The sequence below is a fragment of the Chengkuizengella sp. SCS-71B genome (assembly GCF_040100845.1).
Lineage (GTDB): Bacteria > Bacillota > Bacilli > Paenibacillales > KCTC-33759 > Chengkuizengella.
On record NZ_JAZHSH010000001.1, the window covers coordinates 4,129,664 to 4,151,814 of the forward strand.

Annotated in this window: 19 protein-coding genes and 1 pseudogene; 11 read left to right on the top strand and 9 right to left on the bottom strand. The window is 33.4% G+C overall.

The genetic code is table 11. From position 1 onward, the window contains the following. Window positions 1–61: 61 nt before the first annotated feature. Window positions 62–457, bottom strand: a complete 396-nt coding sequence (locus tag VQL36_RS20220) for a hypothetical protein (RefSeq protein ID WP_349251006.1) — start codon at window positions 455–457, stop codon at window positions 62–64. A 487-nt stretch (window positions 458–944) separates the two neighbouring features. Between VQL36_RS20220 and VQL36_RS20225 the strand changes: the two genes are divergently transcribed. Then, the gene (locus VQL36_RS20225) at window positions 945–1,823 is read left to right on the top strand and encodes a LysR family transcriptional regulator (RefSeq protein ID WP_349251007.1); all 879 of its coding nucleotides are present in this window, start codon (window positions 945–947) and stop codon (window positions 1,821–1,823) included. A gap of 1,077 nt (window positions 1,824–2,900) precedes the next feature. Here the strand turns inward: VQL36_RS20225 and VQL36_RS20230 are convergent. The 4 genes from VQL36_RS20230 to VQL36_RS20245 all read right to left on the bottom strand — a co-directional run bounded on the left by VQL36_RS20230 (window position 2,901) and on the right by VQL36_RS20245 (window position 8,707). Beyond that, complete coding sequence (locus tag VQL36_RS20230; RefSeq protein WP_349251008.1) at window positions 2,901–4,361, bottom strand: M56 family metallopeptidase; 1,461 nt, start codon at window positions 4,359–4,361, stop codon at window positions 2,901–2,903. Window positions 4,362–4,387: 26 nt separating this feature from the next. Continuing rightward, complete coding sequence (locus VQL36_RS20235; protein WP_349251009.1) at window positions 4,388–4,762, bottom strand: BlaI/MecI/CopY family transcriptional regulator; 375 nt, start codon at window positions 4,760–4,762, stop codon at window positions 4,388–4,390. Between the two features lie 449 nt (window positions 4,763–5,211). Then, window positions 5,212–8,016, bottom strand: coding sequence for a hypothetical protein (locus VQL36_RS20240; protein WP_349251010.1), 2,805 nt, complete (start codon window positions 8,014–8,016; stop codon window positions 5,212–5,214). A 541-nt stretch (window positions 8,017–8,557) separates the two neighbouring features. Then, window positions 8,558–8,707 carry a hypothetical protein gene (locus VQL36_RS20245; RefSeq protein ID WP_349251011.1) on the bottom strand — a complete coding sequence of 50 codons (150 nt, stop codon included), beginning with the start codon at window positions 8,705–8,707 and terminating at the stop codon, window positions 8,558–8,560. A gap of 1,113 nt (window positions 8,708–9,820) precedes the next feature. On the opposite strand from VQL36_RS20245, the gene VQL36_RS20250 reads away from it, so the two are divergent. Both VQL36_RS20250 and VQL36_RS20255 read left to right on the top strand, forming a co-directional pair. Further along, complete coding sequence (locus VQL36_RS20250; RefSeq protein ID WP_349251012.1) at window positions 9,821–10,177, top strand: hypothetical protein; 357 nt, start codon at window positions 9,821–9,823, stop codon at window positions 10,175–10,177. Continuing rightward, entirely contained in the window at window positions 10,146–10,298 is a 153-nt protein-coding gene (locus tag VQL36_RS20255; RefSeq protein WP_349251013.1) for a hypothetical protein, read from the top strand. The genes VQL36_RS20250 and VQL36_RS20255 overlap by 32 nt, the downstream gene beginning before the upstream one ends. A gap of 140 nt (window positions 10,299–10,438) precedes the next feature. Here VQL36_RS20255 and VQL36_RS20260 read toward each other — a convergent pair whose 3' ends face one another. Together VQL36_RS20260 and VQL36_RS20265 are read right to left on the bottom strand one after the other, a co-directional pair. Continuing rightward, complete coding sequence (locus VQL36_RS20260; protein ID WP_349251014.1) at window positions 10,439–10,744, bottom strand: hypothetical protein; 306 nt, start codon at window positions 10,742–10,744, stop codon at window positions 10,439–10,441. A 249-nt stretch (window positions 10,745–10,993) separates the two neighbouring features. Continuing rightward, on the bottom strand, window positions 10,994–11,656 hold the full coding sequence (locus VQL36_RS20265) for a hypothetical protein (protein ID WP_349251015.1): 663 nt from the start codon (window positions 11,654–11,656) through the stop codon (window positions 10,994–10,996). A gap of 1 nt (window position 11,657) precedes the next feature. Here VQL36_RS20265 and VQL36_RS20270 point away from each other — a divergent pair, with 1 nt between their 5' ends. The 7 genes and pseudogenes from VQL36_RS20270 (at window position 11,658) to VQL36_RS20300 (ending at window position 18,005) form a co-directional block, all read left to right on the top strand. After that, window positions 11,658–12,419 carry a TRAP transporter large permease subunit gene (locus VQL36_RS20270; RefSeq protein ID WP_349251016.1) on the top strand — a complete coding sequence of 254 codons (762 nt, stop codon included), beginning with the start codon at window positions 11,658–11,660 and terminating at the stop codon, window positions 12,417–12,419. Further along, window positions 12,395–13,582, top strand: coding sequence for a TRAP transporter large permease subunit (locus tag VQL36_RS20275; protein WP_349251017.1), 1,188 nt, complete (start codon window positions 12,395–12,397; stop codon window positions 13,580–13,582). The genes VQL36_RS20270 and VQL36_RS20275 overlap by 25 nt, the downstream gene beginning before the upstream one ends. A gap of 218 nt (window positions 13,583–13,800) precedes the next feature. Continuing rightward, window positions 13,801–14,823, top strand: a complete 1,023-nt coding sequence (locus VQL36_RS20280) for a D-cysteine desulfhydrase (protein ID WP_349251018.1) — start codon at window positions 13,801–13,803, stop codon at window positions 14,821–14,823. Between the two features lie 76 nt (window positions 14,824–14,899). Beyond that, window positions 14,900–15,613: a sulfite exporter TauE/SafE family protein gene (locus VQL36_RS20285; RefSeq protein ID WP_349251019.1), complete on the top strand. Its 714-nt coding sequence runs from the start codon at window positions 14,900–14,902 to the stop codon at window positions 15,611–15,613. Window positions 15,614–15,738: 125 nt separating this feature from the next. Then, window positions 15,739–15,894, top strand: a pseudogene (locus VQL36_RS20290) (Rid family hydrolase); the annotation flags it as partial. A 686-nt stretch (window positions 15,895–16,580) separates the two neighbouring features. After that, window positions 16,581–17,069 carry a hypothetical protein gene (locus VQL36_RS20295; protein WP_349251020.1) on the top strand — a complete coding sequence of 163 codons (489 nt, stop codon included), beginning with the start codon at window positions 16,581–16,583 and terminating at the stop codon, window positions 17,067–17,069. A 759-nt stretch (window positions 17,070–17,828) separates the two neighbouring features. Then, on the top strand, window positions 17,829–18,005 hold the full coding sequence (locus VQL36_RS20300) for a hypothetical protein (protein WP_349251021.1): 177 nt from the start codon (window positions 17,829–17,831) through the stop codon (window positions 18,003–18,005). Window positions 18,006–18,076: 71 nt separating this feature from the next. Here VQL36_RS20300 and VQL36_RS20305 read toward each other — a convergent pair whose 3' ends face one another. Then, entirely contained in the window at window positions 18,077–18,292 is a 216-nt protein-coding gene (locus VQL36_RS20305) for a hypothetical protein (RefSeq protein ID WP_349251022.1), read from the bottom strand. 287 nt (window positions 18,293–18,579) lie between these two features. Between VQL36_RS20305 and VQL36_RS20310 the strand changes: the two genes are divergently transcribed. Continuing rightward, window positions 18,580–20,187: a nitrite/sulfite reductase gene (locus tag VQL36_RS20310; RefSeq protein ID WP_349251023.1), complete on the top strand. Its 1,608-nt coding sequence runs from the start codon at window positions 18,580–18,582 to the stop codon at window positions 20,185–20,187. 88 nt (window positions 20,188–20,275) lie between these two features. Here VQL36_RS20310 and VQL36_RS20315 read toward each other — a convergent pair whose 3' ends face one another. Further along, window positions 20,276–22,015: a stalk domain-containing protein gene (locus tag VQL36_RS20315; RefSeq protein WP_349251024.1), complete on the bottom strand. Its 1,740-nt coding sequence runs from the start codon at window positions 22,013–22,015 to the stop codon at window positions 20,276–20,278. Window positions 22,016–22,151: the final 136 nt, after the last annotated feature.

Consider the following 22,151-nt stretch of genomic DNA (forward strand, 5'->3'; position numbering starts at 1 on the left):
AAATATTGTCTCCAAATGTAAACATATTATGTATTATTTGGATACTGATAAGCTGAAAAAATCACCTTCTATTAATACAGTTAGGTAAAATATTACTATGTAATACTTTGTCAAATGTTTTCAGGAAAAGTCCTTTATAAGAGGGAAATAAAACGAGGATACCTGCTGCTCCATCTATATTCTTGCTAAGCTGGATCATTCCACCAACCGTCGCCTGATAGTTTTCAGACACTGCATTCTGATCGGGAAGCATGAAGGTCGGCATGACACTTCCAATTCCAAATCCCGTTAGGAAAGCAAAGAAATAAATGAAAATTACTCCAATATCAGTAAAGATTAAGCTGATAGAAAAAAGGGCGACAGAAGTAAGAAGCCACCCTCTTACCGCCAACTTCTTATAAGGATGCTTTTGCATCATTCTACCCGAGAGGATGACGCCGATGCTTATCCCAATCATTAGTGGCAACAGTAGACGCAAGCTGTTCTCCGTTCCTTCAAATAAAGCGACAGATAATAGTGGAAAAATGGAATCGCACCATAGTTGATAGTACCCAATAGAAAAGCGCTTATATTGGTAAGGAAAACATTTTTTATTTTAATCGGTTGCTGTGGCAAAATAGCCTCCGGATGACGCCTGTCCTGATGGATGAACAACAATATTAGACAAAGGCTTCCTCTTATGAATGATCCATAAACCTTTCTTCTTGCTGAACTTTGTCACCTCTTACATTTATACCTGTTATAGAAATGTTAATCCCACTCGCCTGTACCGCCGGGAACTATTTTTATTTTCAACCGCTATCAATCTGTCCAAAAAAATTACCATTTCCATTCGAAGCTTTATTCAAAATGATTTCTTGTGTATAATTAAAATAATTTTAAATAATTTATTATAATTATATTGATGATGAAAAATATTAATGATAGGAAGGATGTGACAATAAATGGATCATCATTTACATATCTTTATTGCTGTAGCTGAAAAAAAGAATTTTACCCGTGCGGCTGAAGAACTACATCTAACTCAGTCTGCAGTAAGTATCCATATAAAAACACTAGAAGAAAAGTTCGAAATTAAATTATTTGAACGAACAAATAAATTCGTAAGGTTAACTAAAGCAGGAGAAATTTTATATTTCCATGCTAAAAATATTATAAATCAATATGCTCATGTCCAGAGATTAATAGATGATTTAAAACTTATCCCTAGCGGTCCCCTTCATATTGGTTCTGGTTATACTTTTGGAGAGTATCACTTGCCTAAAATCATTTCACGATTCACAGAAAAACACACTATGGTTACACCTCATATTACAATTAAAAACTCACAAGACATTGTTAACCATGTCATTAATCATGAAATAGAGCTTGGTATCGTTGAAGATCATATTGATTTTACTGAGTTAGAATCATTTACATTATCAAAAGATGAATTAGTTGTTATCGTTTCCTCTAAACATCCATTAGCTCAACAAAAGGAAGTTGAATTTGAGCAGCTGCATAATGAACAATGGATTTTAAGAAAGCCAGGTTCAGGGACTAGAAATACAGTAGATAAGGTATTTAATGATTTTCAATTCTCACCAAAATCAGTCATGGAATTCGGCACATCCCAAATCATAAAAGAATCGGTAGAAGCAGGTTTAGGAATTTCGATCATTTCAAAATCAGCAATTCAAAAAGAAATCATTTTAAACACAATCACACCAATCAAACTCAAAAACTATCCTATCGAGAGAGAGTTTATATGCATAACACACTCGACTATTTTGAAAACAAGAACAGCAGAGTTATTTTTACAATTTCTCCATGATCAAAATTAAATCTAATACTGATTGTAGGGATCTCGGTTTCTCTAATGTCGGTAGGGCTATGACCACCAAAAGAACTTTAAGGGGCAACATATGTAAAAAATCCATGGAAGGTATATATCCACAAAACTCCTATAAACCGTTTGTTTGAAGATTACTTTCATATTCTTTAATTAATTTATAGAAAGTAGTTTTTTTAATTTAAGATTTTAAATGCTTCTACGGCAGTGATCTCACCACTTTTCCATTCACGATAAATGTTTTCAAAGTTTTTTGGAAATTGCACTTTTAGTCTACCGAAACATTTATAAAATAGTTCAAAAAGGTCAAGATTACGAACGTTCAGTAATAACCTTATTAGAAAGAATGACATTGAATTTAGCCACTGACTGAAGTCATGAGAGTGCGTAGCGGGACTTCAACAAAATGCCCTGTTTGTTAGTAGATGAGAGTAACGGAGACATAACATTAAAAAGGATAGATAAGACTAATAATTCTACTTTATTTATCCTTTAACTTATTGTGTTTATAAAGTTAATAAAAGATAAATAGACTCGCATTTATTTTAACTGTTTCAATAAAATGCCAAGGATATACACGTTCTATCTTCTATTGAGACTAAAACCTACAGCTTAATGCGACTATTGTACAAAATCCATTGTGACGTCTGGTCTACCAATCGATAATATTAACAGATTGTTTCACATTTTCTTATATTGGGTCAATAAATTTTGCTTGCTTCAATTTTCGCCTGTATTTCTTCAAACTCTTTTTCATATCCATATTTTAGTTATCACCATGATATGATGCAGTTGAAAGTATTAAAGATTATTTGGTTATTAAGCTACTCAATGCGTATAATGTGATGTTCTTTCTTTAAATTCACAATCTATGGAGTAAGCTGGATTTAATATAAGTGTACTATTTATTTAATTCGTCTCTTTATTCTTACATTCTTTAATTAATTTCCTTCATAGTTTACTAAGTTCATCCTGTATTTCTTCAATCGTTTTACCATCGGTTTCAATACCTGCTGCTCCTGCATCTTCTAGTAATGTTTCAGTAAACCTAGGGTCAAGAGAATTTTCATCAATGACTGCCAGTTAATTCTTCAAGCGTTTTACCATCGGTTTCAATACCTAACTCTTCTGCTTGTTTTACTAATTGTAATTTGCGAACTTCTTCATCTAATTGTCCAGCCGTTTTACCTGCTGTATCTATACCTAGCTCTTTTGCCTGCTTAAGAAATAATGCATCATTTACTTCTTGCATTACTTGGTTCAACGTTTTACCTACTGTATCTATATCTAGCTCTTTTGCCTGCTTAAGTGCTTGTGCTTCTGCTTCCATTTTTCTTGCTTCTGCTTCTGTTGCTCTTGCCGCGTCAGTAATTGCTTCAATTTCTACATTTATTTCTTCAAGCGTTTTACCATCGGTTTCAATACCTAATTCTTCTGCTTGTTTAAGTATTATTTCTTCGTTAAATATTTGTGGACCTGCTAAAGCACTCGTTAACCCCACTAAACCCATTCCTACGGTTAATGCAGTAGTCGCAACAGATTTTTTAAATGATGTTTTTTTAAACATTGCAATTCTCATTATTCTTCTTTGTATTGTTGTTTTATTGTTTGCTATTCCCATCGTTACAGGCATCAAATTTGGTTTTGATAATTTTGTTAAGAAATTAAGAATTGTTTTCCCATATTCAACATGCTCGGATTTCTTAAGATGAGCTAAAACAGATGCATCACATGACTCTTCTGCCTCTTCACGCATTTTATAAAAAGCATACCAAACCAAAGGGTTGAACCAGTTAATCACTTGAACGTATAAAGCAATCCAGTTAATAAAAATATCTTTCCTTTTTAAATGTGCAAGCTCATGTAGAAAGACATATCTTTTCTCTTCATATGATAATTGATGCATGATTTCTTTTGGCAGTAATAATTTGGGACGAATCAATCCCGTGATGGAAGGAGTGTTTGTTGTATCAACATAAATCATGGTAATCTTATTTCTCAACTTCATTTCATTTTTGCAATTCTCTAAAAGTTGAATGAATTCAACCTCTTTGCATCTTGGTTGTTTTCTAAGTTTCCAATGAAAACGTATATTTACAATGAGAATTGTTAACATTAAAGTGACTACACCTATAATCCAAATGATGCCTAATATCTCGTAATTCAATTTAAAGGCTCCATTTTCTTGATCTATATGAAAAGGTTGTGGGTCATGTACTTGAATAATTTCATTCGTATCTGGTATTATAGAATTTGTGACTCCATCATCGTATACATTTGCTGTATTACTTATATCTTGTATGGAATCAATCTCTTGGGGTACTTGCGGAAATAAATTGAAAATACTCATTGAACTTTCTGGTGTATACGGAATGATGAGTCTTAAAATAACAAGAAACCAAATATAGTAATGCCAATGGGGATTCAGCTTATCTTTAAAAATTAATTTAACCAATAATATGATTCCTATGACAACACTGCCCATCAAAGATAAGTTTAAAATGGTTTTAAATAATAATGTTATATCCATTGGTTAGCCTCCCTTTAATGGGGATGTTACCTCTTTTTTTCTTCCAGTATGCGTTCTAATTCTTCAATCTCTTCTTGAGATAGTTTTTCATCTTTTATGAAGTTAGCAATAAACATTTTAACGGAGCCAGAATATACCTTTTCCAAAAATGATTTTGCTTCTAAACTCTTACACTCCTCTTCAGTAACAAGAGGGGAAAATAACTTGAATCGGGAACCTTTTTTCACGCCAATCGCTTCTTTTTTGACTAATCGACTAATGAGTGTATGAATTGTTTTAGGGCTCCAACTCGTATCTTTTTTTAATGCTTCGATGATTTCAGCTGAAGTTAATGGTGAAACTCTCCATAATACTTTCATGATTTTCCATTCAGCTTCTGATATTTTTATAAAATCTTTCATTGAAATCACCTCCTTATATTGTTTACAGCAATGGTTTACAGAGCTAAATACTACATCTATAGTATGTGATAACATCTTACAATAATAGTACGTATTAATCAATAGAAATAAATGGTTTTAAGATTAGGGTGTTTTTGTCCATCCCCTTTTTAATAAACGGTACAGAAATATTTGAGTTCATTCCTCTTTTAACAGTTGCACCTGAAAAGAATTGTTCTGTATGAAAAGTTTTGAATGTCTGTTGATGTATAAAAATCTATTGTTTGGTGTATCAATTTATAATTCTGATAAAATTAAATTGATATAAGAAAAAGGACAGACTCACCAATATTAGGTGAAGTCTGCCCAAACTCATGATAATATATTCTGTTCGTATAGCATAATTCGTAAAATCAAAGCGATCTCTGGTTATTAGATTCTATTCCATTATTGAATATTGAACCAGTTCGTTACGGTGCCATAATAACGGGTGCTCGATCTTTATATACCCTTATAGAAGATAATGTATTATCCCTTATTGGCTCACCATCATCACCAATGTAACCATGAATAATATTTTTATCAATCTCATGAGCTGAACTTGTATCAAAGTTATAATTTTCGAACCAATCATACTTATAATCAGGTGTTAGAAACATTGAAGATGCTCTGTTATTAAAGCTATGATCCATTAAATTATCATAGTCTCCAACTCCAAGTCTCACCATATCTCCTTTCCACGCTCTGTCATCAAATAAAAATAATCCATCTTTGAAAACTTTAATAGACGATACTCTATTGTGCATGGGGTAGTCAGGTAGATCGGCTAATTCATTGAAGTTGTTACTGGTAGCAAAACGAGTTCCGTTGTAATCATGCGCATCATATAATGCAGCTCCATAATCTTCACCAATGAACAGGATAGAACTCAACGTATCATTAGGGATAGTATTTAACCTTGGAATTTGTTTAATATGTTGACCTGGATCGACGGCTATATGACCAAAATCATAGGAATGATCATAATGACTACCATTAAATAGCCACACCCCTTCCCCTTTCCATAACATTATACCATCTGCAAAGTTATCGCAAGTACCACTGCTGCAAGTTTCCGCCGATAGATCTTCTACAGAATGTGAGAATGCTTTTCGAGTTGTTATATCATTTCCTTTCTGAAGTATGGGTGCTAAGTCCCCTACAATTTTGAATGAAGATAATGCATCATCAGGTATACCAAAATCAGTTATCCATCTATGACCATCATATGGAGTGTAAATAAGATTATAATATCCAGTATAAGACGGTCCCGTGAATAGATACACCCCATCTAATTTTTCTCTTACAATAAGAGAGGACACCGCATTATCTCCTGGACCTAAAACGTCTTCCAAAAATTGATGTGCCTTAAAAATAGTCTTAATTCTACTAGGAGGACTGTCCTGATCGATATCATCGTAAACTGTAACATAATAATCACCAGCTATGAGTATAGAAGATAACTCATCATTTGGAAAATCTAGATCAGATACGTTATAAATTCCTACATCAGCTCTGATACATTCACCTGTAAAATCTCCATTGGTGAATAAATATGCTCCATCTGGTATATTAACTGTAATACGATTTGTACTAGATGCTAATGTAGATGTGAGAGAGTCCCCGGCGTATATGACTTCTTTTATTACCCAAAATTCTGAATTGGGTGAATTCATTATGGTTTGATCAACGTAATTGATACCCGTTTCACTCGCCGTTTTAAGAATTAGAGTTTCAGTTTCTGTGTCTAAGTCTCTATGCCATAACTGATATAAGGTTTGCTCCCCTACTTTTCTAGTTGCAGGATCAGTCCAAGAAAAATTTATACCGCAAGAACCTTGCACTGATGTGAAATTTACTACTCTATTTACTTTAAGATTTGCTGGATCTATTAAACTTTTATTGGACATTTTATTTCCTAATACAGGATCATCTTTGTAAGTTCTAACATAATAATTAGTATTATACGAATTAGGTCTTATTCCATAATCTTTCCACTTTGTTTTACCTTGACTAATAATTAAATCTGAACTATTTTTATCTACAATGGCTATTAAGTGATCAGCACCCCCCGGCACTTCTTTAAAAATCTTATATCCATCAATTCGATTTAAATCACCTTCAACAAGTGTATCCCATTTAAGTGTTACACTTACTTGATCGCGATATCCTGTTGCTGAAAAATCATGTACTATTGGTAAGCTTGGATCTATTGCAGGCTGTTCTGGTATTTCCACCGCAGCCAAAGTTCCAGTTTGATAAGTCATATTAAAGTCCTGTACATCTTCTTGGTGAATAAAATAATCAATATCTTGTCCCAATTCTACAAAATTGTACGAAGTATTATAATTCGTATAATATCTAGTTATCCATTCATAAAGTCCAAAAACATAAGGAGTACCTCCAGATATTTCTCCAAAATTAAAATGCTTACTTAATGAGGTTGACTGGGTTAATGTCTGTTCCCATGTTCGACTCCCCTGGTGGCCAACACTAAGGGTGAATGTAGTCCCAGAACCAAACATTTGTGTTTTCACTGCTGCTTCTAACCCTACTGACCAACCCAACTCTAAACTATAACCTTCGGTTATTCCTCGTGTTTCCATAAAACGATATTGCGATCTACCACCATGTGTTGCAAAATCCTGGGTATATAAATCCCACCAGTTTTCAACCTTTACAGTAATACCTTGAGCATAATATGAGTTTTTATTTAATAGAAGTATCAATGTATCAGGAGGGTTAGGAGGGAAAGTTTGAACAACATTTCCTGTATCTGGGTCATAAATGCCAATAAAAGTGTCTATACTAGGATCTTTTTTATTAAGCCTATCATTTATTTTAAACAAATCCTCTGTATCTAAATAGGTAGCATACTCACTATCTTCGACTTTAAATTTGACAGGTATAAAGTCAACATGATCTAGCCCTTGCAACGTAGTTCTAGAATTATAGGTATTAGAAGGAAAACCTTCTTCATAGGAATTAAGTGGGAGAAAATCCTCTAGTGGGGGTCTGCTTGAAATTGACTCCGACATGATTCCACTTTCGCTTTCGACAGTCTCAACTAATTCTCCAGTGTTAAAGTCAGGTTCAAAATATTTTATTCTAAGATCTTGATCTGGATTTGTTTCAGCTAAACCTGTTCCAGATTGAATGAAAAATAAACCAACAGCAATCATCAACATAATAAATAGATAAAAAAGTGGTTTATTCAAAGTTTTCACATTAGTCATTTTTGTTTCTCCTCTCTTATTGGATTCTTTCAATTTAGAACATTTTTAATTCTGATAATTTAGGTCATGCTTAGAGATATTTCATAGATTATTCTCCTGTAAACTTGTTAAAAGAAAAAGACAAAAATAGATGCTGTTCATAACATTGATAAAATTGGGCTCTTTATGTCAGGTTCATTGAGCGAGTTTATCTGCTTCTTTTAAAATAGTATTAATTAGATCGTCCTGTTTCATTATTTTGATACTAGGAAAATGAGAGCGTGTTCGATAAACCTTGACTTGTGCTGCATGTACTAGTAGTTATCTAAAAATTCTTGTGTCATAATCTATATCTTGTAAGTGTACATTCTATGATTCTAGTTACAATAAATCTAGTTCGTTTAAACTAAAACTCACCATTTTAATCACCTCCTTGTTTTAATATGATGATGAAAATACATTTTAATAACATCGTGTGACAGACAAAGACAAATCATTATTGATGTCAATAGAATGAAAAAAGAATAGGTGTTGATTCATCAGAAACACATGTTACATTTCCTTATTTATTGCTGTTATTAACCACCTGATCTAGTTTCTTTTCTAATTCTCGAAAGCGTCCTTCTGAATATAACTTTTTAAAATAGGTTCGATGTTTCTTTTTCTGCCTTTTGATGAATCGAATCTGCTTCTTCTTAATAGAACCCTCCATTTTACACACCTCCTTAAAGCGTTTACATTACTTTGGTAAATTTGTTTAAAAAACTCAAATTGAAAGGATAATTGGAACAATTAATAGATCTGATAGTTAATTATTTACAACTAACTTACTATAAATAGCGAACATATTCTTTATTGATTGGAACAGTGGAGTAGACTGTTTCTGTATTCTCTTCCTAACGATTATTATTGGTGATGGCTTGTTCATATTTTAATGGAAGGTCTCATAAAGAATCTGAATGAAAAATAATGGGAATTTTACTAGTTCGATTAAAATCGTGACTGAAACATGCTAAAGGAAAGACTTATAAAGAAGTATATTTAAACACATCCTACATATATAGTACATCCTACATATATAGTACATCCTACATATATAGTACATGTTAGTCAATAGTAAATAATGGCAAGTTCTTATTTCTCATTAACCAGAATGAGAACATGACTATAAGGAGTAACTCTATTCATGACTTATGCACTTCGTTTAATAAATTGGGAATTACGAGATTTAATGTGTGAGTGAATTCACCACCAAGACATTTAAAGAGGTGATTTTATGTCATTAACAAAAAAATATTCGGTATGGGGTTAGGAAGTATAGTTGGTATATTATTAATTTTGTCGTTCCACAATGGTTTGGTGTTGCAAAAATATACTTCTCACAATTCAATGATGTTGAAAAATATTGAACAAGCTTAATTGTCAGTTATTTCTATTGACTACCACGTACTATAACTGTAATATTGAATTTCATACTATAGTTGTAGTATTCAATAATATAGATATAAATGAGATATGTAGGTGATTTCATTAAAGATTTCATAAAAGTTCATAAGCTGAAAGGCATAGACACAAGAAGGGAAAACAATTCTTAATTTCTTAACAATTATCAAAACCAAATTTGATGCCTTTGAGGATCTACGATATGTTCTAAGTTTTCAACTTGGAATCAGAAAAGTTTCGTAGTAGTGGATGAGATGGTAACCTAAATAATTAAATTTACAATTATTACTATTGATAAACAAAGACTACATATGTAGGATGTAATTGTAGACTACAGTTGTATGTTGCAACACAAAAAAAATGAAGAAAGAGGATGATTATAATGCTAAAAAAACCATCATTAAAAAAATCTGTTACGGCTACTGTATTAGCTGTAGGAATTGGCTTAGTAGGAGTATCGAGTGTTTTAGCAGGTTCACAAATATCTAATAACAATCTTAAACAAGCAGAAGAATTAGGTATTGATACCAATGGAAAAACAGTTGAAGAAATAAATGTAGAAATTGAAGCAATTACTGACGCGGCAAGAGCAAACGCAGCAGCAGTAACAGCAGTAGCAGCAGATAAAGAGGCTGCAACACTTAAACAAGCAAAAGAATTAGATATTGATACCAATGGAAAAACAGTTGAAGAAATAAATGTAGAAATTGAAGCAATTACTGACGCGGCAAGAAAATGAAGCAGCAGTAGCAGCTGACAATGAGGCTGCAACACTTAAACAAGCAAAAGAATTAGATATTAATACCGATGGTAAAACGATTGAAGAAATACAGGATGAACTAAAAATCAAGAAGATTTGAATCAAAAGTTAGAGATTCACATTACAGAACTCAACTCAAGATGTTAAAAAACATGAACAAATTGAAATTAAAATATCCATTTTCAACTCATATAAAGATAAAGATGGTTCAATTTACACTTATTCTTGGTACTTACTAACTTAGTAAGTACTTCTTTTTTTATAATCTAGTGAGTAAAAGACTACAGATTTTAAATAGAGATCAGTAGTTCTATACTTGTTTGGGTTCAGTGCCTTGATTAGAGGTGTAGTTTGTACTAGTTCTTCTTTTCTGGTTAAAATTAAAGTGAAACAATGAGTATTGAAAATCAAATTTTCTGTTGGAAACTCATTGTTAAGAAAACGAGGATCATAGTAAACTTCACCTTCATAAACAGAATACCAGTTTCTATCTTCTTTTATATACCAAGTTTTTAATTTTAATTCTCCCACCTGTTCTGTAGTCAATCCTTTCACAAAGATTGTCTTTTAAAATTACCTTTTTATGGAATTATTACTTAGTATTTAATTATTTAACTCAGATTTTTCAATAACAATAACTTCACCGTTTGAATCTACACCAAAATATGTGAATTCTTCAAAATCTTCATTACTTAATATAGAGATTAGTGACATCCTATAGTTAAAAAAGCTAACCGTACACTTACGGTTAGCTTAAGAGTACTATTAAGGAGTTTGCCTAAAAAGGTAGTGTACTCATGGTCTAAATATTCTAAAAGACCTTGTATTATATTGAATAGCCTCATGATTTAGATCTGGTGCACTTGCATCCGACCATACTTTATAATCGATAATGGCCCCGGTCATTGCATCTTCAGATAGTTCTAGTGAATAAGATCTTATCGTATAATTATGGGATTCATAAGGTACAACTCCGTATTCTATAAATTCAGTTTGGTTTCTTCCGTGTATTTTCCCTAATATCTCACCGTCCTTCAAGATAAAGTACCCGTCAATATCTTCATCAACTGAAGCATCCCAAGTGAATGTTAGGGTTAAGTTAATTGCACTTCTTGATACTTGAAAATTTGTTGGTGTATTTATTGTTGGATAATATGAAGCATACAAATCATCGGCGACATGAGACATTTCGACAGCCTCAATATAGTTTACCTCCAAATTTGCTACATTGACATAAGTCTTATTTAAGGTTAAACCAAACTCAGGTATATCAGATGAAAAAACATCATCGAGTAATTTGAAGTTGGTTGAAGTTGCATAATCTGTTTTTATTATGCCAACTAATTTATAAAATCCCCAGTAATATGAATCATAAGGGTGTGGGTGTTGTCCAAAAAAATGTGTGTCTGTTACCGATACAGCATTAGTAAATTCTCTTGACCATGTACGACCTTCCATGATGCTAGAAGATAATTCATGGGTGTATGACGCTTCAACACCAATTCCGAAAGGCTCTGCACTAATTGTTGCTGTTCCACTTTGGATAGTTCCAGTTGTTGTAGCTATTTCGGTTGCTTCAGCCGTGGATGTTTCAGTAGAAGTATTATATTCTCTTGAACGAGCAACATTTTTGATGGTTATACTCGTGCTTGAGGCTACTCGAAGAATTTTGGGGCTGCCCCTTATGATCCTTGCGCATATATTTATGGGTTACGCATTAATTGGATATAAATCCACACCTTTTTTAGATGGCATTATTCCTGAGGCTATTATTCATGCAGGTTATGATATTCAGGCTTTAGTGACAAAACTGAATACAAACCTTGGAATTTTCGGCATACCGATTTACGTTTCTTCAACGTATGTCATCATTTTTGTTTTGTTCGGTGCTTTTTTTGATGTTACAGGTGCTGGTCGTATGTTTATTAATGCGGCGTTGTCAATTTTAGGACCATTTCGTGGTGGGCCTGCTAAAGCGGCCGTTATCGGCAGTGGTGTCATGGGGTCTATTTCAGGCAGTTCTGTTGCAAATGTAGTTACTACAGGTACGTTTACGATACCTCTAATGAAAAGAGTAGGATTTAGATCAAAAACAGCAGGAGGGATCGAGGTTGCAGCTTCCTCAAGTGGACAACTTCTTCCACCGATCATGGGTGCTGCAGCTTTTATTATGGCGGAAACAACAGGAATTCCTTATTGTACATCGCCAAGTCTGCTTTAATTCCTTCAATTCTTGCATATACAGCGATTCTATTGCTGGTTCTTATTGAAGCTTTGAAGCAAAAAACTTTTGGAATTCCTAAAAAAGAGCTTATTCCTATCAAAGTTGTTTTGATGGAACGAGGTTATATGATATTACCTATTTTGGGTTTAATTTATTACCTTTCCCAAGGTAGCACTCCAACTAAAGCAGCATTCATTGCGGTATTGATGATTATTGGAATTACCATATTTTCTTCCTTTATGGAAAATATGCAACGTTATTCGGGGTATATCCTGTCATTTATTATCGTAGCATTAGCCTGGGGTATTAACCAATTCGGTTTATTTGGATTGTTTGGCATTAACTGTATGCCGTTAGAATTTGTTTACATCGGCTTAATATGTGCGGGCATTGCTCTCATTGGTGTTGCGCTCAGATCAAAAGTGAAAGAGAAGGCAAAAATCCAGTTTGGTGGAAAAGAGTTTGTACAGGCATTAGAATTAGGTGCTAAAAATGGAATCAGTGTAGCCATTGCTTGTGCAACGGCTGAGATTTTAGTTGGGGTAGTTACAATGACAGGATTAGGCTCTAATCTTTCTTCTATTATATTAAATTTATCTGAATCCGGAATATTTTTCGGTATCAATCCGATTTACCCTGTGCTACTTGCAGCGATGATAGCTTCTATGATTATGGGTATGGGGCTTCCAACGACAGCTACTTATATCGTGCTCGCAGCAGTCATGGCACCTCCATTAGTAGAAGTTGGACTGTCATTGATGGCGGCTCATTTATTTGTATTTTATTATGGAATTTTGGTAGATGATACGCCTCCTATTAACTTGCCAGCATATGCTGCATCTGGAATAGCAAAGTCTGAACCAGTTCAGACGGGGCTGCAGGGTTTTAAATATGATGCTGGAGCATTGCTCCTTCCATTTGCATTTGCTACTAATCCATATTTATTATTGATGGCGGAGGGTGGATCTGTATTACAAACAATTTGGGTGATATTCACTGCACTTGTGGGAATCATAGCCTTCTCAACTTTCATCCAAAATTATATGATAGATCACTATCGCTGGTATGAACGGTTGATGGCTTTAATATCTGCTCTATTATTGATTCATTCCAGTACGTTAACAGATGTATTAGGTATTGGGATGAGTTCGATCAGATAAGGTGTGGCTTTTGCTGCATCAAGTAACTGAAAATATGCTAACCTCATCGTATAAACAAGAACAAGTCTCTAAAAGGATTATGTGTTCATTGAAAATTGGATATATATATCATTTATTTTTTTAATGATCATTATATTTATAATTAATTTTACAAATTTATACGAGTGGCATATGATAATAAATGTATACTCATAATACTTTGCATTGGAGGTGCGTTCATGGACTTAACAGCATACCCTCGACGTATTTATACAGATTTTGCAACCCCTATACAACACCTTGAAAAACTATCTAATATGTTAGGTGGGCCTAATATTTATGTAAAAAGAGATGATTTACTTGGTTTAACAGGTGGTGGAAATAAAACAAGAAAACTTGAATTTTTAGTAGCAGATGCTTTAAAACAAGATGTTGATACACTAATTACTACTGGGGGAGTTCAATCGAACCACTGTCGAATGACTTTGGCAGCTGCGGTTAAGGAAGGGTTAAAATGTCGTCTGGTCATTGAAGAGAGAAATCACTTATACAATCCAAAGGAAAATGGAAATGTCTTTTTATACAATTTGCTGGGTGCAGAACAAATAAAGGTTGTTCCAGACGGTACAGATGTTGTGAAAGAGATGGAAATAGTTAATGAAGAGTTAAACAAAGAAGGAAGAAAAGGTTATATCGTTGCTGAAGGCGGTGGTAATGACCTCGGAGCTCTTGGTTATGTTAGCGGTTCTCAAGAAATTTTAAAACAAACTTCTGAAATGGGAATTTCGCTAGACCATATCATTTCACCGAGTGGTAGTGGTGGGACTCATGCTGGTTTAGTGACTGGATTTTGTGCTAGTGGAATTGGAATTCCTGTCACAGGAATTAATGTCCGAAGAGATAAAGCTGCTCAAGAAGAAAAGGTTTATAACATTGTGAATCTAGCTAGGCAGCGTATAGGTTTTAATGAAGAAATTCCTAAAGAAACAGTTAAAAATTTTGATGACTACTTAGGTCCTGGATATGCAATACCAACTGATAAAACCTTTGAAGCTATTCAACTGCTGGCACAAACAGAAGGAATTTTACTTGATCCCGTCTATACTGGCAAAACAATGGCAGGATTAATAGATCTAGTGCAAAAAGGCTATTTTGAAGGACAGAAAAATATTTTATTTCTTCATACAGGAGGAACACCATCAATTTACGCCAATGCATCAAATATTTTAGAGCATAGTAATCTTTATTTAGACGTAAATTAACTGATGTTTCAACTGGTATTTCAATTAAAGTACACCCAGTAGAAAATGCATAATTAACTCGAAAGCGAGAGAGATAATGGACAATTGGATGATTTTGATCTTTATCGTTTTTTTTACTTCACTTTTACAATCTAGTACGGGATTTGGTTTTTCAATAGTAGGTACACCGTTTCTATTATTGATTTACCCCCCCCAAAGCGCAATTCAAATTAACATTATACTATCACTTTGTCTATCCATCATAATGATCTATAAGATAAAAAATGAAGTGAATTATCCCTTACTAAAGAAACTAGTATTAGGAAGCCTCATTGGAATTGTTCCTGGTTTGTTAATGTATCTGTTTTTAAATATGGACATCTTTAAAGTAATAGTTGGAGTGCTGATTATTATATTAACCATACTCCTTTTTGCAAAAGTAACAATCAGACAAACAGACAAAAGGGACTTTGCTGCAGGTACTATGTCCGGACTACTAACAACAAGTATCGGGGTGCCAGGTCCACCGCTTCTGCTTTATTTTTCAAGTACAAGCATGGATAAAATGACACTGCGAAGTACTACATTAGCTTATTATTTATTTATCTATTTGGTTAGTTTGATCATGCAAGTTTCTTTTGGTGGGAGTTATTTAGAAGTTTGGACTTCGTCCCTCATTGCTCTTATTCCTTTGTTAGCTGGTATCATACTAGGACAACTTTTATTTAAAAGGATTAACCAAAGAGTTTTTAGAATGATCACTTATGTGATACTTCTTTTTACAGGCTTTTATATGTTAGTCGCTTCGTAAGATAGTTATCAAGTTTTAAATATAAAATTATAAAATATTAGAGGATTAGAGAGGAGTAGATCATCATATGAACATCATTAATACTAAAAAATGCACCTCAAGCTATAGGTCCATACTCACAAAGAATGATAGTTAACAATTTATTTTACAGCTCAGGACAATTTCCATTAACAGCTGGTGGAGATTTGGTTGAAGGTGGGGTTGTAGAACAAACCCATCAAGTTTTTAAAAACTTAAAAACTGTTTTAGAAGAAGCAACTGCTTCATTAGACACAGTAGTGTATACCTATTAATAAATCATTGAATAATAAGTTTATTTGTCATTATTTACTATTGACAATAATGTACTATAGATGTAGTATACATGTACTATAGATGTAGTATCTATTTAAATATACTTTATATAAGTCTTTCCTTTAACATGTTTCAGTCTCGACAGATTCTGATATTTTTATGAAACCTTTCATTAAAATATGAACAAGCCTTCACCAATAATAATCGTTAAGAAGAGAATACAGAAACAGGTCTACTCCACTGTTCCAATCAATAAAGAATGATGTTCACTATTTATAGTAAGTTAGTTGTAAATAATTAACTATCACATCTATAAATCGTTTCATTATCCGTTCATTTTGAGTTTTTTTCAACAAATGTACCAAAGTAATGTAAACGCTTTAAGAAATAGCAGATGCAGAAGGATTTTATGACATCGAGTGGGTTCAAGCCAATATTGGTAATGATAACATTAAGTCTGTCAGGATAGTCGGTGATTATGGAGTTACCTTGTTCAATGGTGGTACTCCAAGTTATCATCCATAGAGATCAACATATTCAAGTAATGTTAATAATGGTTATGACAGGGACTTAGGTAATAATGAAATTGCTATAATACCTCATCTTTACAAATATATGAAGCAGGTGTCCATTTATTTCCTGTGAAGAAAGATATTTTGGCGAGCCTGCATCAGTGAATACTAAAGGATTCTATGGTAACGAATCGGTTGAGACAAATATTAGACAAATTAATTCTGTCTTGATAGTTGGAGATTATGGAGTTACATTATCTGAGTCAGGTCATATGTCTAGTTCCATTGATACAAGGTTCACATATACTAGTAATGAAAATTCAAGCACTGCGACTACTCCGGATATGGGTCAAGTTAACTCTCTTCGAGTTTATGAAGCAGGTGTCCATTTATTATCTATGAATAATTTCGGTGGGAGATATGCCTTAATGGATACTATGGGAGATTATGACGGTACTTGGGTTAATGATCATATTGGAAATAATAACACTAACTCTATCCTTGTAATCGGGAAATATAATGCTACAATATACGATAATGGAGACTTTACTGGGAATAACAAATCATTTGAATTCGATAGCGATCCATCCAGTCCTAATTTATCATCAGAAATTAACTGGGGAGTCTCTACAATTAGATTATTTCCTTAAAGAAAAGAGGAATTTAACAGAAATTAGTATATCAACTAAATATGTTTAGGCTAATCGTACACTTACGGTTAGCTTTTTTTCTTATCCTCACATTCAGGTATGTTTAAAAATCATCTATCGCCCCACCAGCTACCTAAGCCAATGTAGCACACTCAATTCTGTACTATATTCTTTGCACCACTCCATAACCCACAAGCTGCTAACCCCAACACAATACCACTAAAATAGCTTGTTTTGGATCACCTGGAGCCACATAAAAAATACCAGTTGCTATCCCCAATACGAGAGAAAAAACTGGTAATAATTTAGCCCCTAATCCTAATTGTTTTGCTAAGTGAATAAATGCAACATTGGGATGAGAAATATAACTTGTAGTGAATTTTGGTATTATTAACAGTCCATTAATTCCCTCAAATAATGGACTGTTTTTAAAGGAGTATAGTAATTAAAGTTGGTGATTACTATACAATATTATGCTATCAGAATAGTTAATGAATTGACAATTAAAAATAATCATTCTTACTATTGGAAAAATTCATAATAAGAAGACCCGTTACATAAGCCTATGGAGATTAATTCTCTATATCAATTTATTTTTATAGACTTATAAACTGATACATCAAACAATAGGGACGTGATAACATCAACAGACAATCAAGACTTTTCATACAGAACAATCCTTTTCAGGTCCTCTGTACATTTTTTTACACCTGCATGGCGTATTTTTGAAGTTATCTGCCATCTGAAATTGATGATAAATTGAAAAACATACAGATAAATCGAGGGGATCTTGCTGTACTTTTTACAAACACACTTGGTCAATATATATCTAATGTAGATGAAGCTATCCAATATTTGCTGGATAATGGGATTTCGCAAGGAAAAACGGATGTACTCTGGTTCATGAATGATACATATCCATTTGAAAATTTTTAAATTATAACAACAAAAAAACACCCTTTAAAGGGTGTTTTTTTATGTATTTTCAATTTTTAATGGATTTAAGCTTACAAACCACCAGTCCAAGCTATAACAATTAATACATCCATAATAACAAATACACCTAAACAAACAAGTGCAAAACCAATTGCAAATAAATTTTTTTCCTTAGCTAATACTAATCGAACAAAACCTATTGCAATGATTACTGAGAACAAAATCATAATAAGGTCAAAATAAGAGAATTGACCTACTTTTTCAACAGCTTCTTCTGCAAGAAACATGAAGGTACCCCCTTTTACGCATAACACATTAATTATATAATACTTTTGTTCTGAACTGAATACAAGTCATTATATAATAAGTTAACAACTTTGTCACGATTAAGCGAACAAATGAAATTAACTTAATGAGACTCTAACATTGTATAATCTTTCCCTATGTTATTTATAATTATTATTTATAATTAATTATTTCTTTTATGATTTACGATTATTCTTTAATATGTTACTATCAAAATAGATTATTCATACTAAATTTATCGGAATTATACAGTTAGGAGGAATTAAGCATGGCTTATGAAGCTAAGTGGGCTGATGATCCATCTAAACTAAATAAAACAGAGCTAATGAAATTAGAAAAAGATGGTTTAGATATTATTAGAACGATTATTGAGAAATATGCCAATGAAGGTTATGAATCGATTCCAGAGGATGAATTGCTTCGATTTAAATGGGCAGGCGTATACGAGCAGAAACCAAAGGACGGACACTTCATGATGCGGGTTAGAATCAATTCCGGGATTATGACCGCTGACCAAGTTAGAGCCCTAGCAAGCATTGCTCATGATTATGGAAGAGATTTAGTAGATGTTACAACTCGACAAGCGATCCAATTTCACTGGTTAAAGGTTGAAAACTTACCGGATATTTTTAAACGTTTAGAGGACGTAGGATTGTATTCATTCGAAGCATGTGGAGATTGCCCTAGAACGATTGTAGGTAATCCCTTGGCTGGAATTGATCCTAATGAATTAATGGATACAACAGATATTGTCAATGAGGTTAATGACTTTTTCTTAATGAATAAAGATTTTTCAAACTTACCTCGAAAATATAAAATGTCCATCTCATCCAATATTTATAATACAGCACATGCTCAAATAAACTGTTTGGCCTTTACTCCTGCTACGAAAATCATTGATGGAAAAGAAGTTATTGGTTTCCATGTATGGGTAGGTGGAGGATTATCTGCAAAACCTTTCTTAGCACAACAACTAGATATTTTTGTTCGTCCTGAAGAAGTGTTAAAAGTTTCAGAGGCGATCACGATTATTTATCGAGATCATGGGTTCCGTGCAAAACGTCATCAATCAAGGATTAAATTCTTAGTAGCAGATTGGGGTGTGGAAAAATTTCGTGAAGAACTAGTAAAGCAATATGGGGAACTGCCAACAAGAGGAGAAGATAAAACGAAAGCTTGGAATGCAGCATATTTTGACGGTGTTCATCCTCAAAAACAGGAAGGTTATAGCTTTGTTGGGTTAAACTTACCTGTAGGAAGGTTAAATGCACAAGAATTTACTGAGCTAGCTCGGTTAGCAGATGAATATGGGGATGGAACACTTCGCTCAACTATGGCACAAAACTTGATTCTCACTGGTGTGAAAAATGAAAAAGTTGAGGGATTATTGCAAGAAAAAGTGTTAGAAAGACTGACTCCAAACCCAAAACGTTTTATGAGCCGCACCGTTTCTTGTACTGGAAATGAATTTTGTAATCTGGCTATTGTAGAAACGAAAAAAAGAGCGGTGGATGTAGCTCAATATTTAGATGATCACATCGACATGGAAGAGCCTGTTCGCATTCATTTTATCGGATGTCCTAACTCTTGTGGTCAGAAACACATTGCAGATATCGGCCTTCAAGGTTCACTTGTAAAAACACCTGAAGGTATGGTTGATGCGTTTGACATTGCTGTAGGTGGAACACTTGAAGGCAATGGTGAGTTTAACCATAAATTAAAAGGAAGAGTTAAAGGGGACGATGTCGCTCCTGTGTTACAACAACTTATTGAATTCTATAACGATAATCGTTCTGATGAAGAAACATTCCATCAATATGTTCATCGTGTTGGTGTTCCTGCATTCCAGGAAAAATTAAATGGGCTTTTAGCTTAAAAATAATTTGAATTAGAAAAGAAAAAGGAGGGGATAATCATTCCTCTCCTTTTTCATTTGTTATACAATCGTTATTGGGACATTCCTATTATTTTAATTGATCTAAAGGGTAAAAAATAAGATCGATTGGGAACGCAGAACCTGCAGGAGGCGTAAATTCAATTTCTAATGTTTTCTCTTCGCCTGTAGTTCTTTTAATTATATGAACACCACTTAAATGTGTAAGCGTTCCAGAGTTTGGTACCATAACTAATTCCCCGTTTATTTTTATAGGACCTTTAAAAATACCTGCTCTTGCACGTAATAATATGACAACTTCCCCAGGATTATCAATAGATATATGATAAACCATACCATAATGTCCTTTATTTAAAGCCACACTATCATTGTCAAAAACGTCAACACCTTGAATAGAAGGATAAATCGTCTGATCACCAATGGATAGTCGGTACGGTTGTGTGAAAGGTATTCCACTTTGATTTGCTTCTATATAAATCTCTGAAGATGGAAAGGTCCCACGAACATGCCCATCACCCTCAAGAGGAGCGTAAACTCCTTTTTCAAAGTCATCAATATTTACATCATCCATGGCAACAAATGAAAAAGTTAGTTCCCCATCCGTTTCAACATCGTAAAATGTATTTACACCATATTGAGGCAGAAAATCAGGATAGATTTTATAAAAAATAGTTTCATTTGGTTTCACAATACTTTGTGAGTCAGCAGCTTCATCTAATAAAAAGTCCACAGAAGCAATATGTCCCATCAAATTAACTAGAGGGGTAGGCTTCACCTCACCACTGTTCGTCGTTTTAATTTTAATATCCTCATCAGTATCATTCGTTGCTAGTATAGCAAAAGTTACATTTTGATCCATCACATTTAAATGATTTGCATATAAACGACCTTTCCCATTGATCGTATCTTGATATAAAATACCAAATTCTTTTATCATCTCAGGGCTATCACTTATCAGCAGTTTTCTTTCAAAATCATATTCCATTTCATGCGGAATCTGGTCTAATGTCAACAAACTCAAATTCGTATGAAAAGAGGTCCCTTCTTCTTGAAAGTATAAAGGATAGTGTTGTCTTGTTAAATATACATCATCTACAATCGTTATATATTTTGTATAAGGTTCACTTTCAATCCCACTACCATCTGTAACTGTTAAAGTAATAGGATACGTCCCAGCTGTAAAATAGGCTTCTTCTTTCCCCATCCAACTTCTTGCTAAATTTTCTCCATCTGGGTCATAACTTAAATCAACTAATTTGATGGGTTCACCAATTCGATAATGAGATTTTGATGATGTAAATCTAGCCACAGGTTTGGCATGATTCCCATCCGTAAATGTATAAGGCAGGTTTGAATAATTAATCTCAATTTTTTTATTTATACTATCATATTGATAATGAGCACCCACTGTATCAAGAATCCAGCCCATATGTATTAATGAGTTCCCTTTGTCAATAAATACTTTATCATCAAAAGGAATCTTAGTACCGTTCTCTGTAATGGTCATTTCTTTTAAATTAACTTCAATATAAGCGTCGGACGGTTCCAAAATGATCGTTTTACTCTCAGCAATCCACTGAACATTAAACCCCAAAGCTTCTCCTAAAAATTTAGCAGGTAAAAATGTTCTTCCATGAACAGCAACAGGAGCTGTATCTAATGTTACAGTTTCAAAATTTACAAAGGCATCTGTTTCATTTAAATATAAAATAATTTGTTTTGTCGCTGGTGAAGCTGCATTTGTGCTTACAGGAGTAGAAATAACTAACAACGCTGCGACTAAAAACATAGCTAACGATTTCTTTAACATTTTCATTTCATCCTCTCAGTTGTACTTATTTTATGATTTCACTTATCCCACAGTATTATTAGACCCGCTTTTCTATAAAAAGTTTCATATAATTTAAAAAAAGGAAGAAATAACGTTTAATCAATTAAAAGTATTA

What these genes read in the sequence shown, in the direction of transcription:
- VQL36_RS20235 (WP_349251009.1), bottom strand. Translation starts at nt 4,762, where the DNA reads ATGAAAGATTTTATAAAAATATCAGAAGCTGAATGGAAAATCATGAAA.
- VQL36_RS20270 (WP_349251016.1), top strand. Translation starts at nt 11,658, where the DNA reads ATGCTAGAAGATAATTCATGGGTGTATGACGCTTCAACACCAATTCCG.
- VQL36_RS20220 (WP_349251006.1), bottom strand. Translation starts at nt 457, where the DNA reads ATGATTGGGATAAGCATCGGCGTCATCCTCTCGGGTAGAATGATGCAA.
- VQL36_RS20285 (WP_349251019.1), top strand. Translation starts at nt 14,900, where the DNA reads ATGGACAATTGGATGATTTTGATCTTTATCGTTTTTTTTACTTCACTT.
- VQL36_RS20265 (WP_349251015.1), bottom strand. Translation starts at nt 11,656, where the DNA reads ATGGAAGGTCGTACATGGTCAAGAGAATTTACTAATGCTGTATCGGTA.
- VQL36_RS20245 (WP_349251011.1), bottom strand. Translation starts at nt 8,707, where the DNA reads ATGGAGGGTTCTATTAAGAAGAAGCAGATTCGATTCATCAAAAGGCAG.
- VQL36_RS20315 (WP_349251024.1), bottom strand. Translation starts at nt 22,015, where the DNA reads ATGTTAAAGAAATCGTTAGCTATGTTTTTAGTCGCAGCGTTGTTAGTT.
- VQL36_RS20225 (WP_349251007.1), top strand. Translation starts at nt 945, where the DNA reads ATGGATCATCATTTACATATCTTTATTGCTGTAGCTGAAAAAAAGAAT.
- VQL36_RS20250 (WP_349251012.1), top strand. Translation starts at nt 9,821, where the DNA reads ATGCTAAAAAAACCATCATTAAAAAAATCTGTTACGGCTACTGTATTA.
- VQL36_RS20310 (WP_349251023.1), top strand. Translation starts at nt 18,580, where the DNA reads ATGGCTTATGAAGCTAAGTGGGCTGATGATCCATCTAAACTAAATAAA.
- VQL36_RS20305 (WP_349251022.1), bottom strand. Translation starts at nt 18,292, where the DNA reads ATGTTTCTTGCAGAAGAAGCTGTTGAAAAAGTAGGTCAATTCTCTTAT.
- VQL36_RS20240 (WP_349251010.1), bottom strand. Translation starts at nt 8,016, where the DNA reads ATGACTAATGTGAAAACTTTGAATAAACCACTTTTTTATCTATTTATT.
- VQL36_RS20280 (WP_349251018.1), top strand. Translation starts at nt 13,801, where the DNA reads ATGGACTTAACAGCATACCCTCGACGTATTTATACAGATTTTGCAACC.
- VQL36_RS20230 (WP_349251008.1), bottom strand. Translation starts at nt 4,361, where the DNA reads ATGGATATAACATTATTATTTAAAACCATTTTAAACTTATCTTTGATG.